The sequence below is a fragment of the Pseudomonas sp. M5A4_2d genome (assembly GCF_053345295.1).
In genome coordinates this window covers 357153-375892 of sequence record NZ_JBKEZW010000003.1, presented here as the reverse complement: position 1 = coordinate 375892, position 18740 = coordinate 357153, and the positions used below count along the sequence as shown (strand labels likewise).

Here is an 18740-nt window from a genome sequence, read left to right as displayed (position 1 = left end):
AACTCCGGCAATCTATGCATCTTTTCCCCCTGCAAGGATTCCCTGTGCCGACTCCGCCCGCCAAGTCTTCGCTGGCTGCCCACATGGACGAAAGTCCGGCGCCCTTGTATGCCCGCGTCAAACAGATGATCAGCCAGCAAATCCTCAACGGCAACTGGCCGCCCCATTACCGCGTGCCGTCGGAGAGCGAGCTGGTCAGCCAACTGGGCTTCAGCCGCATGACCATCAACCGCGCGCTGCGCGAACTCACCGCTGAAGGGTTGCTGGTGCGCATGCAAGGCGTCGGTACCTTCGTCGCCGAACCCAAGAGCCAGTCGGCGCTGTTTGAAGTGCACAACATTGCCGATGAGATCGCCTCCCGCGGTCATCGGCATACCTGCCAGGTCATTCACCTGTGCGAAGAGGCCGCAGGCTCCGAGCGCGCCGTCGCCCTGGAAATGCGCGAAGGCGGGCGGGTGTTCCACTCGTTGATCGTGCACTTCGAGAACGACATTCCTGTGCAAATCGAAGACCGTTTCGTCAACGCCCTGGTGGCGCCGGACTACTTGCAGCAGGATTTCACCCAGCAAACGCCTTACGCCTATTTGAACCAGGTTGCGCCGCTGACCGAAGGCGAGCACGTGGTCGAAGCGATCCTTGCCGATGCCGAAGAGTGCAAGTTGCTGCAGATCGAGCCCAGCGAGCCGTGCCTGTTGATCCGCCGACGCACCTGGTCCGGTCGCCAGCCGGTGACCGCCGCGCGTTTGATCCACCCCGGTTCCCGTCATAGCCTGGAAGGACGTTTCAGTAAATGAGTGCAGTGAAAGTCTGGCGCGCCACCGATTACATCCGCATGCCATGGAAAAACGGCGGCGGCAGTACCGAAGAAATTACCCGTGACGCAGGCACAGGCCTGGATGGCTTTGGCTGGCGCCTGTCGATTGCCGATATCGGTGAGTCGGGTGGGTTTTCCACCTTCGCTGGCTACCAGCGCATCATCACCGTGATCAAGGGTGCGGGCATGGTGCTGACCGTGGATGGCGAGGAACAGCGCGGCCTGTTACCGCTACAGCCCTTTGCGTTCAGTGGTGAAAGCGAGGTTTCCTGCCGGTTGATCACCGGGCCGATCCGGGATTTCAACCTGATTTATTCGCCGCAGCGTTACCACGCACGCTTGCAGTGGATGGATGGTGTGCAGCGTTTTTTCAGTACGGCGCAGACCGTGCTGGTGTTCAGCGTCGCGGATGAAGTGAAGGTGCTGGATCAAAAGCTGGGTCATCACGACTGCCTGCAAATCGACGGTAACACCGACCTGCTGGACCTCTCGGTTACCGGCCGCTGCTGCGTCATCGAACTGACCGCACTCGGTTAAAAACTGTGGGAGCTGGCTTGCCTGCGATGGCGGTGTATCAGTACTGGATGTGCTGGCTGACACACCGTCATCGCAGACAAGCCCGCTCCCACATTTGTTTCTGTGTTGTTCAAGGGATCTGTTTCCGGCCAGCGCACCAATTTGTTACCGAATGCCCCAGCGTGGCGCAAAGCCACGCTGTTATGAACAATCTCCCTCGCTGCAAAACTCCTCCGCAAGAAATTTCACCAAGCCTCCAGGCCTTAATTTCCAAGGCTTTCACGCACCTTCCCAAAAAATCTCACGCCTTCGCTAAGAAAGTTGGCCGCTTGATTGCATATGCTTGTATGTACAAGTAAAGATGTGTGCGTAAGACTCTCCTTCGCACCATCAATGTTCGCGCATCGATCGCCGAGGAGTCTTAGCAGTGACCAAGCCTACAAAATACCGTGACGTCGAAATCCGCGCCGCCCGCGGTAACAAGCTCACCGCCAAAAGCTGGCTGACTGAAGCGCCGCTGCGCATGCTGATGAACAACCTCGACCCGCAAGTGGCCGAGAACCCGAAAGAACTGGTGGTATACGGCGGTATCGGCCGTGCGGCGCGTAACTGGGAGTGCTACGACCAGATCGTCGAGAGCCTCACCAATTTGAATGACGACGAGACCCTGCTGGTGCAATCCGGCAAGCCGGTCGGCGTGTTCAAGACCCACAGCAACGCTCCGCGCGTACTGATCGCCAACTCCAACCTGGTACCGCACTGGGCCAGCTGGGAACACTTTAACGAGCTGGATGCCAAGGGCCTGGCCATGTACGGCCAGATGACTGCAGGCAGCTGGATCTACATCGGCAGCCAGGGCATCGTCCAGGGTACCTACGAAACCTTCGTCGAAGCCGGTCGCCAGCATTACAACAGCGACCTGACCGGCCGCTGGGTACTCACCGCCGGCCTCGGCGGCATGGGCGGCGCCCAGCCGCTGGCTGCAACCCTGGCCGGGGCGTGCTCGCTGAACATCGAGTGCCAGCAGGTCAGCATCGATTTCCGCTTGAGCAGCCGTTATGTCGACGAACAAGCCACCGACCTCGACGACGCCCTGGCCCGCATCGCCAAATACACCCAGGAAGGCAAGGCCATCTCCATCGCCCTGCTGGGTAACGCGGCGGAAATTCTGCCGGAGCTGGTCAAGCGTGGCGTGCGCCCGGACATGGTCACCGACCAGACCAGCGCTCACGACCCACTCAACGGCTACCTGCCGGCCGGCTGGACATGGGACGAATACCGCGCCCGCGCCAAAACCGAACCGGCTGCCGTGATCAAGGCCGCCAAGCAGTCGATGGCCGTGCACGTCAAAGCCATGCTGGAATTCCAGAAGCAAGGCATCCCGACCTTCGACTACGGCAACAACATCCGCCAGATGGCGCAAGAAGAAGGCGTGCAAGACGCCTTCGCCTTCCCAGGCTTCGTACCGGCCTACATCCGCCCACTGTTCTGCCGTGGCATCGGCCCGTTCCGCTGGGCGGCGCTGTCCGGCGACCCGCAGGACATCTACAAGACCGACGCCAAAGTCAAAGAGCTGATCCCCGACGACGCGCACCTGCACAACTGGCTGGACATGGCGCGCGAGCGCATCAGCTTCCAGGGCCTGCCGGCACGTATCTGCTGGGTAGGCCTGGGCCAGCGCGCCAAGCTGGGCCTGGCGTTCAACGAAATGGTGCGCAGCGGCGAGCTGTCGGCACCGGTCGTGATCGGCCGTGACCACCTCGACTCCGGCTCGGTCGCCAGCCCGAACCGCGAAACCGAAGCCATGCAGGACGGTTCCGACGCTGTGTCCGACTGGCCACTGCTCAACGCCTTGCTCAACACCGCCAGCGGCGCGACCTGGGTTTCGCTGCACCACGGCGGCGGCGTGGGCATGGGCTTCTCCCAGCACTCCGGCATGGTAATCGTCTGCGACGGTACCGATGAAGCCGCCGAGCGGATCGCCCGCGTACTGCACAACGACCCGGCCACCGGAGTGATGCGTCACGCAGACGCCGGTTACCAGATCGCAATCGACTGCGCCAAAGAGCAGGGCCTCGATCTTCCGATGATCAAGTAATGCAAGGTGGGAGCGGGCTTGCTCGCGAATGCGGTGTGCCAGTCACCGTAATCGTTAGCTGACCCTCCGCTTTCGCGAGCAAGCCCGCTCCCACATTTGATCTGTGTTGCAAACAAAAACAATCCATCAGAGGTTGAACACACATGGCTGCAAATGACGCACGTGCAAGCACCACCCCGTTGATCGAAAGGCGTTCGATCGACTACATCCCGGAAGCGGAAAGACACGGTCGTCTGTTCAGTCAGTTCACCCTATGGATGGGTGCCAACCTGCAAATCACCGCGATTGTCACCGGGGCCCTGGCCGTGGTGCTGGGCGGTGATGTGTTCTGGTCGTTGATCGGTCTGTTGATCGGCCAATTGATCGGTGGCGGTGTCATGGCGTTGCATGCGGCGCAAGGGCCGAAGCTTGGCCTGCCGCAGATGATTTCCAGCCGGGTACAGTTCGGTGTTTATGGCGCGGCCATCCCGATCGTGCTGGTCTGTTTGATGTACCTCGGCTTTACCGCGACCGGCACCGTACTGTCCGGCCAAGCGCTGGGCCAGTTGTTTGGCGTCAGCGACAGCGTCGGTATCCTTATTTTCGCCAGTGTCATTGTGCTGGTCACGGTGCTCGGTTACCGGGTGATCCATTGGATCGGTCGCGTCGCCAGCGTCATCGGTGTGGTTGCCTTCGTCTACCTGTTCAGCCGCCTGATCAGCCAGACCGACGTTGGCGCACTCCTGCAAATCCGTCACTTCAGTTGGAGCAGTTTTTTGCTGGCGGTGTCGCTCGCGGCCTCCTGGCAGATCGCTTTCGGCCCTTACGTGGCGGACTATTCACGTTACTTGCCGAGCAAGACGTCTTCGCTGAAAACCTTTCTCGCCGCTGGCGCGGGTTCGGTCATTGGTGCACAGGTAGCGATGATCCTCGGCGTGTTTGCCGCGGCCATGTCCAACGGGCAATTCGCAGGTCACGAAGTGGCTTACATCGTTGGTTTGAGTGGTACGGGTGCCACGGCTGCGCTGCTGTACTTCAGCATCGCTTTCGGCAAGGTCACCATCTCTACGCTGAACTCCTACGGCAGTTTCATGTGCATCGCGACCATCATCAGCGGCTTTCGGGGTCGCCTGGAGGTCACGCGTCTGCAACGCCTGGTCTTCGTGCTGGTCATTGTCGGTACTGCGACCCTGATCGCGTTGCTCGGCCAGCACTCGTTCCTCGGTGCTTTCAAGTCTTTCATCCTGTTCCTGCTGGCGTTCTTTACGCCCTGGAGTGCGATCAACCTGGTGGATTACTACTGCATCACCCGCGAGCGCTATGACGTGCCGGCGCTGGCCGACCCGAACGGTCGCTACGGTCGCTGGAACCTGCTCGGTATCAGCGTCTATGTCTTCGGCGTGCTGGTGCAATTGCCATTCATCTCCACCAAGTTCTACACCGGCCCGCTGGTGGCCGCGCTGGGTGATGTGGATATTTCCTGGATCATCGGTCTGGTACTTCCCGCTGCCCTCTATTACGTCTGTGCGAAAAAGTGGCACAGCGCAATCCCTGAACGACTGATCCTGCCGCGAGAGCAGGGCGCTGCACCAACGATAAACGGGCTGGCCGCACAAGCCTGATGGGACGTGGACAGGGCAGGACGCCTACTGACTGCCGTAATCCATTTCAAGATTGGGAGCGTCACAACAATGAAGATGAATAAAACCCTGCTGGCATCACTGTTTTCTGCAGGCTTGCTGGCTAGCGCCGGCGCCCAGGCGGCCGGCTGGTGCGAATCCGGCAAACCGGTGAAATTCGCCGGCCTGAACTGGGAAAGCGGCATGTTGCTCACCGACATCCTGCAAACCGTGCTGGAAAAAGGCTACGACTGCAAAACCGACAGCCTGCCGGGCAACTCCATCACCATGGAAAACGCCCTGAGCAGCAACGACATCCAGGTGTTTGCCGAAGAGTGGGTCGGCCGCAGCGAAGTCTGGAACAAGGCCGAGAAGGCCGGCAAAGTCGTCGGCGTCGGTGCCCCGGTTGTCGGTGCTGTCGAAGGCTGGTACGTGCCGCGTTACGTGATTGAAGGCGACGCCAAGCGCAAGCTGGAACCCAAGGCGCCGGACCTGAAAAACATCGCCGACCTGGCCAAATACGCCTCGGTGTTCAAGGACCAGGAAGAGCCATCCAAGGGCCGCTTCTACAACTGCCCGGCCGGCTGGACCTGTGAGCTGGACAACAGCGAAATGCTCAAGAGCTATGGCCTGGAAAGCACCTACACCAACTTCCGCCCAGGCACCGGCCCGGCGCTGGATGCGGCGGTGCTGTCGAGCTACAAGCGTGGCGAGCCGATCCTGTTCTACTACTGGTCACCCACCCCGCTGATGGGCCAGGTTGATCTGGTCAAGCTGGAAGAAAAACCCGGTGTGGATAAAACCGTGAGCATCAAGGTGGGCTTGTCCAAGACCTTCCACGAGCAAGCGCCGGAGCTGGTGGCCGTGCTGGAGAAGGTCAACCTGCCCATCGAGCTGCTGAACCAGAACCTGGGCCGCATGGCCAAAGAGCGAATTGAGTCGCCAAAACTGGCGAAAATTTTCCTCAAGGAACATCCTGAAGTCTGGCACGCATGGGTGAGCGACGACGCAGCCAAGAAAATCGACGCGGCCTTGTAGGTTGAGCGTTCCCGGTTGCCCTCACAGGCAACCGGGCGCCCGGCCACAACCCACTGGATCGAGAGCACGCTATGTTTCCTGAGAGTTTTACGTTTTCCATCGCCGACTGGGTCAACGGTTGGGTGGACTCGCTGGTCACCAACTACGGCGATGTGTTCCGGCACATCTCCGATACCCTGCTGTGGGCCATCGTCAACCTGGAAGGGTTGCTGCGCGCTGCGCCCTGGTGGCTGATGCTGGCCATCGTCGGCGGGATCGCCTGGCACGCCACTCGCAAGGTGGTGACCACGGCGGTCATCGTCGGGTTGCTGTTCCTGGTGGGCGCGGTGGGCCTGTGGGACAAGCTGATGCAAACGCTCGCACTGATGATGGTCGCCACGGTGATCTCGGTGCTGATCGGCATTCCGCTGGGCATTTTGTCGGCACGCAGCAATCGCCTGCGTTCGGTGCTGATGCCGCTGCTCGACATCATGCAAACCATGCCCAGCTTCGTGTACCTGATTCCGGTGCTGATGCTGTTCGGCCTCGGCAAGGTGCCGGCGATTTTCGCCACGGTGATCTACGCCGCGCCACCGCTGATTCGCCTGACGGATTTGGGCATTCGCCAAGTCGATGGCGAAGTCATGGAAGCCATCAATGCCTTCGGTGCCAACCGCTGGCAGCAACTGTTCGGCGTGCAACTGCCGCTGGCGCTGCCGAGCATCATGGCCGGGATCAACCAGACCACCATGATGGCGCTGTCGATGGTGGTGATCGCCTCGATGATCGGTGCCCGTGGCCTGGGTGAAGACGTCCTCGTCGGCATCCAGACCCTTAACGTTGGCCGTGGCCTCGAAGCCGGGCTGGCTATCGTGATTCTTGCAGTGGTCATCGACCGCATTACCCAGGCCTATGGTCGTCCACGGCATGAGGCGAACAAATGACTACTGTCAGCAAAATTGAAGTCAAGAACGTCTTCAAGATCTTCGGCAACCGCTCCAAGGAAGCACTGGCGCTGGTTGGCCAGGGCAAGACCAAGGACCAGGTGCTGGCCGAGACCGGCTGCGTGGTCGGCGTGAACGACCTGTCCCTGAGCATCGGCACCGGCGAGATCTTTGTGATCATGGGCTTGTCGGGCTCCGGCAAATCCACACTGGTGCGCCACTTCAACCGCCTGATCGACCCCACCAGCGGCGCGATCCTGGTGGACGGCGAAGACATCCTGCAACTGGACATGGAAGCCCTGCGCCAATTCCGTCGGCACAAGATCAGCATGGTGTTCCAGAGCTTCGGCCTGCTGCCCCACAAGAGTGTGCTCGACAACGTCGCCTACGGCTTGAAAGTGCGTGGCGAAACCAAGCAGGTCTGCGCCGAACGCGCGCTGCACTGGATCGAAACCGTGGGCCTCAAAGGCTACGAAAACAAATACCCGCACCAGCTTTCCGGCGGCATGCGCCAGCGTGTGGGCCTGGCCCGCGCCTTGGCGGCTGACACCGACATCATCCTGATGGACGAAGCCTTCAGTGCGCTCGACCCGCTGATCCGCGCCGAGATGCAGGACCAGTTGCTGGAGCTGCAAAAGACTTTGCACAAGACCATCGTGTTCATTACCCACGACCTCGACGAAGCCGTGCGTATCGGCAACCGCATTGCGATCCTCAAGGACGGCAAGCTGATCCAGGTCGGCACGCCGCGCGAGATTCTGCATTCGCCGGCGGATGAGTATGTGGACCGGTTTGTTCAGCGGCGGGCGGCGGTGGTCTGATCCGGATTTTGAGGTGAGCCGGCTGGCCTCTTCGCGAGCAAGCCCGCTCCCACATTTGGAATGCGTTCCCCTGTGGGAGCGGGCTTGCCCGCGAAGAGGCCGGTAAGGCTGCACAAGAATTGAAGAAGGTATGAAGATGTCCCAGGCAGCAAAAATCATCATCGCCGACGCCCCGATGCGCTGGCAGGACGTGGTCGCCGTGGCTCGTCACGGCGCAGTGCTCGAACTCTCGGGCCACGCCTGGGCGCGCATCGACAATGCCCAGGCCATCGTGCAGCGCATCGTCACCAGCGGTGAACGCGCCTATGGCGTGAACACCGGCCTGGGCGCGCTGTGCAATGTGTCGCTCAAGGGCGAGCAACTCAGCCAGCTGTCGCGCAATACCTTGCTGAGCCACGCTTGTGGCGTTGGCCCGGTGCTCAGCGACGAGCAGACCCGCGCGATTATTTGCGCGGCCATCATCAACTACAGCCACGGCAAATCCGGCCTGCATCCGCAGGTGGTGCATTCGTTGCTGGCACTGCTTAACCACGGCATCACACCGCAAGTGCCGTCCCAGGGTTCGGTGGGTTACCTGACCCACATGGCCCACGTCGGCGTGGCCTTGCTCGGCGTTGGTAATGTGAGCTACCAGGGCCGCGTCGTCCCGGCGCAACAGGCCCTGAGCGCAGAAGGTTTGCAGCCGGTGGTACTCGGCGCCAAGGACGGCCTGTGCCTGGTCAACGGCACGCCGTGCATGACCGGCCTCAGCTGCCTGGCCCTGGCCGATGCGCATCATTTGCTGCAATGGGCCGACGTAATCGGCGCCATGAGCTTCGAGGCCCAGCGTGGCCAGATCGACGCGTTTGACGAAGCCATCATCGCCCTCAAGCCGCACCCGGGCATGCAACACGTGGGTATCAACCTGCGCGCCTTGCTCGACGGCAGTGAAGTGATCGCCAGCAGCAAGGGTATTCGCACTCAGGATGCCTTGAGCATCCGCTCGATCCCTCAGATTCACGGCGCGGCGCGTGACCAGGTTGAACACGCCACGCGCCAGATCGAGACCGAACTCAACAGCGCCACCGACAACCCGCTGGTGCTCGGCACCCCGGACAACTACCGCGTGGTGTCCCAGGCCAACCCGCATGGGCAGTCCGTGGCGTTGGCGGCCGACATGCTCGCCATCGCCATGGCCGAAATCGGCTCCGTGGCCGAACGCCGCCTGGACCGCCTGATCAACCCGCATGTCAGCGGCTTGCCGGCGTTCCTGGTCAGCAACCCCGGGGTCAACTCCGGGATGATGATCGTGCAGTACGTCGCGGCGTCCTTGTGTGGGCAAAACCGCCAACTGGCGCAACCGGCGGTGCTCGACAACTTCGTTACCTCGGGCCTGCAGGAAGACCATCTGAGCATGGGCACCAATGCCGCGCTCAAGCTGCATCAGCTGTTGGCCAACGTCACCCAGATCCTCGCTATCGAGTACCTGCTGGCGGCCCAGGCGTTCGAGTTTCTCAAGGACCAGCGTTTCGGCGCAGGCACTGACAGCGCCTGGCGCCTGCTGCGTGAAAAGGTCCCGCCGTACGAACAGGACCGCTGGCTGGCGCCGGACATCGCGAGCGCCGCCGCGCTGCTCAACGACACCGCTTTGCTGCACCACGTATTACCGAATTTGCACTGAACACTTATTTAAAAGAAGTATTCAACAGAAGTATTCACAAGAACAATTCACAAGGAGTATGAATGTGACTGCGCTAAATCTGATTCCAGGCCAACTGAGTCTCGCCCAACTGCGGGCCATCTACCAGCAGCCGGTAACCCTCAGTCTGGATGACAGCGCCACGGCGCAGATCGAAGCGAGTGTTGCCTGCGTGGAGCAGATTCTCGCCGAGAATCGCACCGCCTACGGCATCAACACCGGTTTCGGCCTGCTGGCCTCGACCCGCATCGCCAGCGAAGACCTGGAAAACCTCCAGCGTTCGCTGGTGCTGTCCCACGCCGCCGGCGTCGGTGAGCCGATCAGCGATGCGCTGGTGCGGCTGGTCATGGTGCTCAAGGTCAACAGCCTGAGCCGTGGCTTCTCCGGGATTCGCCGCCAGGTGATCGACGCGCTGATCGCGTTGATCAACGCCGAGGTGTACCCACATATCCCGCTCAAAGGTTCGGTCGGTGCATCCGGTGACCTGGCGCCATTGGCGCACATGTCGCTGGTGCTGCTGGGCGAAGGCAAGGCGCGCTACAAAGGCGAATGGCTGGAAGCTACCGAAGCGCTGAAAGTCGCCGGCCTGGCGCCGCTGACCCTTGCCGCCAAGGAAGGCCTGGCGCTGCTCAATGGCACCCAGGTGTCCACCGCGTACGCCCTGCGTGGCCTGTTCGAAGGCGAAGATTTGTTCGCCGGCGCACTCGCGTGTGGTGGCCTGACCGTGGAAGCCGTGCTGGGCTCGCGCTCGCCGTTCGACGCACGTATTCACGCGGCGCGTGGCCAACGTGGGCAGATCGATTCGGCTGCGGCCTATCGCGACCTGCTGGGCGAAAGCAGCCAGGTCTCCCAGTCGCACCAGAACTGCGACAAGGTGCAAGACCCGTACTCCCTGCGCTGCCAGCCGCAAGTGATGGGCGCCTGTCTGACTCAATTCCGCCAGGCCGCCGAAGTGCTGGTGGTGGAAGCCAACGCCGTGTCGGATAACCCGCTGGTGTTCGCAGCCGAAGGCGACGTGATCTCCGGCGGTAACTTCCACGCCGAACCGGTGGCCATGGCCGCGGATAACATGGCGCTGGCCATCGCTGAAATCGGCTCCCTGAGCGAGCGTCGTATCTCGCTGATGATGGACAAGCACATGTCGCAACTGCCGCCGTTCCTGGTGGGCAATGGCGGGGTGAACTCCGGCTTCATGATCGCCCAGGTGACGGCGGCAGCACTGGCCAGCGAGAACAAGGCGCTGTCCCATCCGCATAGCGTCGACAGCTTGCCGACATCGGCCAACCAGGAAGACCACGTGTCCATGGCCCCGGCTGCGGGCAAGCGTCTGTGGGAAATGGCTGAGAACACCCGTGGCATCCTCGCCGTTGAATGGCTGGCTGCCTGCCAGGGCCTGGACCTGCGCGACGGCCTGAAGACTTCGCCGAAGCTGGAAAAAGCCCGTGACATCCTGCGCGCCAAAGTCGGGTTCTATGACAAGGACCGCTTCTTTGCCCCGGACATCATCGCCGCCACGGAGCTGCTCGCCAGCCGCTGCCTGAATGAGCTGGTGCCGGTCAAGTTGCTGCCAAGCCTCTAAGCTCGCCGCTGTCCAATGTGGGAGCTGTCGAGCCCCAGCGAGGCTGCGAAGGCGTCGGCACAGGCAACATTTTTGTTGCCTGACACACCGCCTTCGCAGCCTCGCTAAAGCTCGACAGCTCCCACATTTAATTTGCGATAGCTTTGAATTTTCTCGGGATAAAAATAACTAGGGAAGAGAAATGCACCAGCAAGAAAAGGGTTTGAAACGCGGGCTCAGCGCCCGACATATTCGCTTCATGGCACTCGGTTCTGCGATCGGCACCGGGTTGTTCTATGGCTCCGCCTCGGCCATCCAGATGGCGGGCCCCGCCGTCCTGCTGGCCTACCTGATTGGCGGTGCCGCCGTCTTCATGGTGATGCGCGCCCTCGGCGAAATGGCCGTGCATAATCCGGTGTCCGGCTCTTTCGGCCAATACGCCAGTACCTACCTGGGTCCCATGGCCGGGTTTATCCTCGGCTGGACCTACGCGTTTGAAATGATCATCGTCTGCCTCGCCGACGTCACCGCCTTCGGCATTTACATGGGCTTCTGGTTTCCTGAAGTCGCGCGTTGGGTGTGGGTGCTCGGCATCGTGTTTTTGATCGGCGGCCTGAACCTGTGCAGCGTCAAAGTGTTTGGCGAGATGGAGTTCTGGCTGTCGCTGCTCAAGGTTGGCGCCATCGTGGCGATGATTCTCGGCGGCTTCGGCATCATGCTGTTCGGCATCCACTCGGCGGGTGAGACTCAAGCCAGTGGCCTCAGCAACCTTTGGGCCCACGGCGGCTTCATGCCTAATGGCATCGGCGGCTTGATCGCCTCGTTTGCGGTGGTGATGTTTGCCTTCGGCGGCATCGAAATCATCGGCATCACCGCCGGTGAAGCCAAGGACCCGCAACGCGTTATCCCCAAGGCGATCAACGCGGTGCCGCTGCGCATCCTGTTGTTCTACGTGCTGACCCTGTTTGTGCTGATGGCGATTTACCCGTGGCCGCAGATCGGCAGCCAGGGCAGCCCGTTCGTACAGATCTTCAGCAACTTAGGGATAGGCTCGGCAGCGACCATCCTCAACATCGTGGTGATCTCGGCGGCGGTCTCGGCCATCAACAGTGACATCTTCGGCGCCGGCCGCATGATGTACGGCCTGGCCCAGCAAGGCCACGCGCCCAAGGGCTTTGCTCAGTTGTCCAAGCAAGGCGTGCCCTGGATGACCGTGGTGGTGATGGGCGCGGCGCTGCTTGGCGGCGTAGTGCTCAACTATCTGATCCCGGAAAACGTGTTCCTGCTGATCGCCTCGATTGCCACCTTCGCCACGGTGTGGGTGTGGTTGATGATTTTGTTCACTCAGGTCGCGATGCGCCGTTCGATGACCAAGGCGCAGGTCGCCGAGCTGAAATTCCCGGTACCGTTCTGGCCCTACGCGCCAGCGGCCGCCATTGTGTTCATGCTGTTCGTGTTTGGCGTGCTGGGTTACTTCCCGGACACCCAGGCCGCTTTGCTGGTCGGCGCCGTCTGGATCGTGCTGCTGGTGCTCGCCTACCTGCTGTGGGTCAAGCCCGCCGCAGGGCAAGCGGCCAAGGTCCATTACGACTCGGCTTTGTCTCATCGATAACTTAGGGAGGCGTTGATGAAAACGCTTTGGCAACACTGCCACGTCGCAACCATGGCCCATGGCAAATACTCGATCATCGAGGATGCCGCCATGGTCACAGCGGGTTCGCTCATTGAGTGGATCGGCCCCCGCAGCCAGGCGCCAGCGGCGGATTACGCCCAGGTGCATGACCTGCAAGGCGCGTGGGTCACCCCCGGGCTGATCGACTGCCACACCCACACGGTGTTCGGTGGCAATCGCAGCGGCGAATTCGAGCAGCGCCTGGAAGGCGTGAGCTACGCCGAAATCGCCGCCAAGGGTGGCGGTATTGCCAGCACCGTGCGCGCCACCCGTGCCGCCACTGAAGATGAACTGTTCACCAGCGCTCATAAGCGCCTGCGCAGTCTGCTGCGCGACGGCGTGACCACGGTGGAGATCAAATCCGGCTACGGCCTGGACCTGGCCAGCGAGCGCAAATTGCTGCGGGTGATTCGTCGCCTCGGCGAAGCGCTGCCGGTCAGCGTGCGTGCCACGTGCCTGGCGGCCCATGCGATGCCGCCGGAGTACAAGGATCGCGCGGATGATTACATCGACCACATCTGCACCGAGATGCTGCCGGCCCTGGCAGCGGAGGGACTGGTGGACGCGGTGGATGCGTTCTGCGAATACCTGGCGTTTTCCCCGGAACAGGTGGAGCGGGTGTTTAAAGTCGCCCAGCAACTTGGCCTGCCGGTGAAGCTGCACGCCGAACAACTGTCGTCGCTGCACGGCTCCAGCCTGGCCGCGCGTTACCACGCGTTGTCGGCGGACCATCTGGAATTCATGACCGAAGAAGATGCCATCGCCATGGCCGCTTCCGGCACCGTCGCGGTGCTGTTGCCGGGCGCGTTCTACTTCCTGCGCGAAACCCAGTTGCCGCCGATGGAGGCCTTGCGCAAACACGGCGTGAAGATCGCCATCGCCAGCGACCTCAACCCCGGCACCTCACCGGCGTTGTCGGTGCGCCTGATGCTGAACATGGCCTGCACCCTGTTCCGTATGACCCCGGAAGAAGCCCTGGCAGGCGCCACGCAACATGCGGCCACCGCGCTGGGCATGGGCGAGACCCATGGTTCGCTGGAGGTGGGCAAGGTCGCCGACTTTGTCGCCTGGCAGATTGATCGTCCCGCCGACCTGGCCTATTGGCTGGGCGGGGAGCTGGATAAACGCGTCGTGCGCCACGGCGTCGATGTCACTGTTTAAGGCTGCCTTTGTGAACGAGGAGTACCGCTGTGGATAAGGTTCTGAACTTCAAACAAGGCCGCGTGCCGCTGCTGATCAGCATGCCTCACGCCGGCCTGCGCCTGACGCCCGCGGTGGAGGCCGGGTTGATCCCCGAGGCGCAAAGCCTGCCGGACACTGACTGGCACATCCCCACGTTGTATGACTTTGCCGAGGAGCTGGGCGCCAGCACCTTGTCGGCCGAGTACTCGCGGTTTGTCATCGACCTGAACCGGCCTTCGGACGACAAGCCGTTGTACGCCGGTGCCACCACCGGGCTGTACCCGGCGACGTTGTTCGACGGGGTGCCGTTGTTCCGCGAAGGCCTGGAGCCGTCCCCAGAGGAACGCGCCACCTACCTGCAAAAGATCTGGGGCCCGTACCACCGCGCCCTGCAAGAAGAACTGGCGCGGCTCAAGGCTGAGTTTGGCTATGCATTGCTGTTTGATGCGCACTCGATTCGTTCGGTGATCCCGCACCTGTTCGACGGCAAGCTGCCGGACTTCAACCTTGGCACCTTCAATGGCGCTGCCTGTGACCCTGAACTGGCGAGCCAGTTGGAAGCCATCTGTGCCGATCATCCGCAGTACACCCACGTGCTGAACGGGCGCTTCAAGGGTGGGCATATCACCCGGCACTACGGCGACCCGGCGCAGGATATCCATGCTGTGCAATTGGAGTTGTGCCAGAGCGCGTATATGGAAGAGTTCGAGCCGTTTCGTTATCGGCCTGATCTGGCCGAGCCGACGCGGGTGGTGTTGAAGCAATTGCTGGAAGGGTTCCTGAACTGGGGGCAAAAGCACTACCGGTAATTTTCGGTGCTGCTGAAATAGCGTTCGCGAGCAAGTCGAACCGTCGCACCGCCGCTCCCACATTTTGATCGCATTCTCATGTTGGAACTCAATCAAGTGTGGGAGCGGGCTTGCCCGCGATGGCGGCCTCACGGTCGCCTCAGTGCAACTGCCGGTCGCCACAGGTCGTGTTAACAGAGGTCCCGCTGGGTAAGGTTGTGAGTAGGGCGCGCCAGACGCCACTCCCTACAATAAAACCTGCCGAGTGAGACCTCTTTCATGAAAAGACCGTTCAACCGTTACCTGTTGACCCTCATCGGCGCCGCACTCCTGAGTGCACAAGCCATGGCCGCTGAACCGGCCTCCTGCAAAGCCGTGCGCATGGGCGTGGTCAGTTGGACCGACGTGATCGCGACCTCGGGCATGGCCGACGTGCTGCTCAACGGCCTGGGCTACGACAGCAAGCAGACCAGTGCAGTGCAGCAGATCATCTTTGCCGGCATCCGCGACAAGCGCCTGGATATCTTCCTCGGCTACTGGAAACCGGCGATGGACAACAATATCGCGCCGTTCCTGGCCGCCAAGCAGGTCAAGGTCTTCGACACGCCCAGCCTCTCTGACGCCCAGGCCACCCTGGCCGTGCCGCAATACGTGGCCGATGCCGGGTTGAAAACCTTTGCCGACATTGCCCGCTTCAAGGATAAATTGGGCGGCAAGATCTACGGTATCGAGCCCGGCAGCGGTGCCAATACCGATATCCAGAAAATGATCGACACCAACCACTTCGGCCTCGGCGACTTCAAGCTGGTCGCCTCTGGTGAGGCGGGCATGCTGGCGGCGGTGCAGCGTGCGGTGAATCGCAAGGAGTTCGTGGTGTTCGTCGGCTGGACCCCGCACCCGATGAACATCAATATGAAAATGGCCTACCTCACCGGCAGTGAAGATGTGTTTGGCGCTGATGAAGGTCGCGCGACCGTCTCTACCGTCACCGCGCCGGACTTCGCCGAGCGCTGCCCCAACGCCAACCGCTTGTTGGGGAACTTGACCTTCACCGCGGCCCAGGAAAGCCAGTTGATGGTGCCGATCATGGAGCGCCAGTCGCCGCAGGATGTGGCCAGGCAATGGCTGCGTGATCACCCCGAGGATTTGCAGCGCTGGTTGGCCGGGGTTACGGCGTTTGATGGCAGCGATGGCGTGGCGGCCGTACACGACAGCCTCAAACCCTGAACCTTACGCGCCAGACCTAATAATAGAGCGCAAATGTGGGAGCCGGGCTTGCCCGCGATGGCGGAGTCTCAGGCAGTGAACGGGTGGCTGACACACCGCTATCGCAGGTAAGCCAGCTCCCACATTTGATTTCATCGCCAGGGATATTTGCGTGCGCCAGGCAGCTTACCTGGCGACTGACCCACCGCTTTCGCGAGCAAGCCCGCTCCCACATTTGGATCACCATCGTTTGGGATATTTGCGCATGTATCCGATTTCTCCGCAGCTTGCAGCCTTCGTCACACAGACCGAATCCTTCAGCAGCGACGACTCATCGCTGGTGGGGTTGCGCCGGAATTACGACCGGATGTGCCAGGCATTCACCCCGCCGAAGCCGGAAGGGCTGCAAGTCTGGGACTATTCTCTCGGCGGTGTGAGCGTGCGCAGCTATCTTCCCACCACACCCACCCCGCCAGAGGGCTGGCCGTGCCTGCTCTATATGCACGGCGGCGGCTGGGTGGTCGGTGGGCTGGATTCCCATGACTTCATTAGCTTCGAGCTGGCAGATGCGTTGCAGGTGCTGGTGATCGCCATCGATTATCGCCTGGCCCCCGAACACCCGTTCCCGGCGGCTTACGAGGATTGCCGCGCGGTGTGGCAGGCGATCCAGGCAGGCGAGGGGCCGCACGCCATTAACCTGCAGCGCCTGGTAGTGGTGGGCGACAGCGCGGGTGGCAACCTGGCTGCGGCGTTGTGCCTGGGCTTGCGCGATGACGGCCAGCCGCTGCCTCTGGCTCAAGTGCTGATTTATCCGGGGTTGGGCGGCGCGTCTGATTTGCCGTCGCGCCGTGATTGCATGGACGCGCCTTTGCTCAGCACCGCCGACACCGACTGCTACCTGGCGCTCTACCTGCTGGGCGCCGGCAATCTGTCGGCCTATGCCATGCCACTGCTGGCCGAGAATTTCAGCGGTTTGCCCAAGGCATTGATCGCCGTGGCCCAGTTCGACCCGCTGCGCGATGACGGCGTGCTCTACGCCGAACGCCTGCAAGCGGCGGGCGTGTCCGCCGTGCTGTATCCGGGCAAGGGTCTGGTCCACGGCTGCTTGCGCGCGCGCGGCCAAGTGCCGGAGGTGGATCAACTGTACGACTATCTGCTGCATTACCTGAGGAGCGAAGGGCTGACACAGGTCTAAGCGCTCAAGGACATGCTCATTGCACAATTCGGGTTTATGATGCCAGACGGCAAAAAATAATAGACGTCCCCCCAGGGATGAACCCGACACCCTACGGAGCGCGCAATGCAGACTTGGTACCCGCAGATCAAACCCTACGCCCGGCACGATCTGGCAGTCGATGACACCCACACGCTGTATGTCGATGAAAGTGGCTCCCCCGAAGGCTTGCCCGTCGTCTTCATTCATGGAGGTCCTGGCTCCGGTTGCGACGCCCAGAGCCGCTGCTACTTTGATCCGAACCTTTACCGCATCGTTACCTTTGACCAGCGTGGCTGCGGGCGCTCCACCCCTCGCGCGAGCCTGGAAAACAACACCACCTGGGACTTGGTCGCCGACCTTGAGCGCATCCGCGAGCACCTGGGCATCGAAAAATGGGTGCTGTTCGGCGGCTCCTGGGGTTCGACCCTTTCCCTGGCCTACGCACAAACCCATCCTGAGCGTGTGCATGGCTTGATCCTGCGCGGCATCTTCCTGGCTCGCCCGCAAGACATCCACTGGTTCTACCAGGAAGGTGCGAGCCGCATGTTCCCCGATTACTGGCAGGACTACCTTGCACCGATCCCGGCGGATGAGCGCCACAACATGGTTGCGGCCTACCATAAGCGTCTGACCGGCAACGACCAGATCGCCCAGATGCACGCCGCCAAAGCCTGGTCCGGCTGGGAAGGCCGTATGCTGGGCCTGTGCCCGAGCCCGCAGCATGTCGAGCGTTTTTCCGAGCCGCAGCGCGCGCTGTCCATTGCGCGTATCGAGTGCCACTACTTCACTAACGACTCCTTCCTGGAGCCGAACCAGCTGATTCGCGACATGCACAAGATCGCCCATCTGCCTGGCGTAATCATTCATGGCCGCTACGATATGATCTGCCCGCTGGACAATGCCTGGGAGCTGCATCAGGCGTGGCCCAACAGTGAGCTGCAAGTGATCCGCGAAGCGGGCCATGCCGCGTCCGAACCCGGCATTACCGATGCGTTGGTGCGCGCGACCGGCGAGATGGCACGTCGCCTGCTTGATCTGCCGCCAGAAGAAGCATGAAGGGCCTGTTGCAGCGGGTGCGTGGCGCCCGGGTCGAGGTTGCGGGCGAAGTCGTAGGGGCAATTGACCAGGGTTTGTTGGTGCTGGTAGCCGTCGAACCTTCAGATACGCCCGAGAGCGCCGACAAACTGTTGCACAAGCTGCTTAACTACCGGGTATTCAGCGATGACGAGGGCAAAATGAACTTGTCCTTGAAGGATATCGGTGGCGGTTTGTTGCTGGTGTCGCAGTTCACCCTGGCGGCGGATACCAAAAGCGGGCTGCGGCCGAGCTTCTCCACGGCGGCCCCTCCGGCACTCGGAGCAGCGCTTTTTGAACACTTGTTGTTACAAGCGCAACAATTGCATGGCAAGGTGGCGTCAGGGCGTTTTGGTGCGGATATGCAGGTGCATTTGGTCAATGATGGCCCTGTGACCTTCCTCTTACAGACATGAATGTATTAAAAACGACTTTAATGCCTAAAAACGCAGGGTTTCGCTACAAATACTTCGTTGTCCCTGATGCGTTGTTTCGCGGGCTACTAGATAATCGCGCGCTACGGGGATCAGCGTTGTTTGGTCCATTTTTGACTTAGGT

General features: G+C 61.4%; 16 protein-coding genes. All 16 read left to right on the top strand.

Annotated elements, in window-relative coordinates; translation table 11 throughout:
- Positions 1-83 precede the first annotated feature (83 nt).
- The 16 genes from hutC (at position 84) to dtd (ending at position 18598) form a co-directional block, all read left to right on the top strand.
- On the top strand, positions 84-794 hold the full coding sequence (gene hutC, locus ACLBW8_RS12190; protein WP_232000148.1) for a histidine utilization repressor: 711 nt from the start codon (positions 84-86) through the stop codon (positions 792-794).
- Positions 791-1351 (top strand): HutD/Ves family protein, encoded by a 561-nt coding sequence (locus ACLBW8_RS12185; protein ID WP_447805452.1) that lies wholly within the window; start codon positions 791-793, stop codon positions 1349-1351. Before hutC ends, ACLBW8_RS12185 begins: the two co-directional genes overlap by 4 nt.
- 406 nt (positions 1352-1757) lie before the next feature.
- Positions 1758-3428 (top strand): urocanate hydratase, encoded by a 1671-nt coding sequence (hutU, locus tag ACLBW8_RS12180; protein WP_447805451.1) that lies wholly within the window; start codon positions 1758-1760, stop codon positions 3426-3428.
- A gap of 143 nt (positions 3429-3571) precedes the next feature.
- On the top strand, positions 3572-5029 hold the full coding sequence (locus tag ACLBW8_RS12175) for a purine-cytosine permease family protein (protein ID WP_447805450.1): 1458 nt from the start codon (positions 3572-3574) through the stop codon (positions 5027-5029).
- Between the two features lie 69 nt (positions 5030-5098).
- Complete coding sequence (locus tag ACLBW8_RS12170; RefSeq protein ID WP_064450270.1) at positions 5099-6064, top strand: ABC transporter substrate-binding protein; 966 nt, start codon at positions 5099-5101, stop codon at positions 6062-6064.
- A gap of 71 nt (positions 6065-6135) precedes the next feature.
- Positions 6136-6987 (top strand): ABC transporter permease, encoded by an 852-nt coding sequence (locus ACLBW8_RS12165; RefSeq protein ID WP_064450271.1) that lies wholly within the window; start codon positions 6136-6138, stop codon positions 6985-6987.
- Positions 6984-7808 carry a quaternary amine ABC transporter ATP-binding protein gene (locus ACLBW8_RS12160; protein WP_046034013.1) on the top strand — a complete coding sequence of 275 codons (825 nt, stop codon included), beginning with the start codon at positions 6984-6986 and terminating at the stop codon, positions 7806-7808. Before ACLBW8_RS12165 ends, ACLBW8_RS12160 begins: the two co-directional genes overlap by 4 nt.
- Before the next feature lie 136 nt (positions 7809-7944).
- Positions 7945-9468 (top strand): HAL/PAL/TAL family ammonia-lyase, encoded by a 1524-nt coding sequence (locus ACLBW8_RS12155; protein WP_447805449.1) that lies wholly within the window; start codon positions 7945-7947, stop codon positions 9466-9468.
- A 58-nt stretch (positions 9469-9526) separates the two neighbouring features.
- Positions 9527-11065 carry a histidine ammonia-lyase gene (gene hutH / locus ACLBW8_RS12150; RefSeq protein ID WP_221293726.1) on the top strand — a complete coding sequence of 513 codons (1539 nt, stop codon included), beginning with the start codon at positions 9527-9529 and terminating at the stop codon, positions 11063-11065.
- A gap of 181 nt (positions 11066-11246) precedes the next feature.
- Complete coding sequence (locus ACLBW8_RS12145) at positions 11247-12656, top strand: amino acid permease (protein WP_128589509.1); 1410 nt, start codon at positions 11247-11249, stop codon at positions 12654-12656.
- A 15-nt stretch (positions 12657-12671) separates the two neighbouring features.
- On the top strand, positions 12672-13877 hold the full coding sequence (gene hutI / locus ACLBW8_RS12140; RefSeq protein ID WP_447805448.1) for an imidazolonepropionase: 1206 nt from the start codon (positions 12672-12674) through the stop codon (positions 13875-13877).
- Between the two features lie 29 nt (positions 13878-13906).
- On the top strand, positions 13907-14707 hold the full coding sequence (gene hutG / locus ACLBW8_RS12135) for an N-formylglutamate deformylase (RefSeq protein ID WP_447805447.1): 801 nt from the start codon (positions 13907-13909) through the stop codon (positions 14705-14707).
- A gap of 258 nt (positions 14708-14965) precedes the next feature.
- On the top strand, positions 14966-15913 hold the full coding sequence (locus tag ACLBW8_RS12130; RefSeq protein WP_447805446.1) for a choline ABC transporter substrate-binding protein: 948 nt from the start codon (positions 14966-14968) through the stop codon (positions 15911-15913).
- Positions 15914-16157: 244 nt separating this feature from the next.
- Entirely contained in the window at positions 16158-17087 is a 930-nt protein-coding gene (locus ACLBW8_RS12125; RefSeq protein ID WP_447805445.1) for an alpha/beta hydrolase, read from the top strand.
- 105 nt (positions 17088-17192) lie between these two features.
- Positions 17193-18164 (top strand): prolyl aminopeptidase, encoded by a 972-nt coding sequence (gene pip / locus ACLBW8_RS12120; protein WP_447805444.1) that lies wholly within the window; start codon positions 17193-17195, stop codon positions 18162-18164.
- Positions 18161-18598: a D-aminoacyl-tRNA deacylase gene (gene dtd / locus ACLBW8_RS12115; protein WP_043047266.1), complete on the top strand. Its 438-nt coding sequence runs from the start codon at positions 18161-18163 to the stop codon at positions 18596-18598. The genes pip and dtd overlap by 4 nt, the downstream gene beginning before the upstream one ends.
- The last annotated feature ends 142 nt before the right edge of the window (positions 18599-18740 follow it).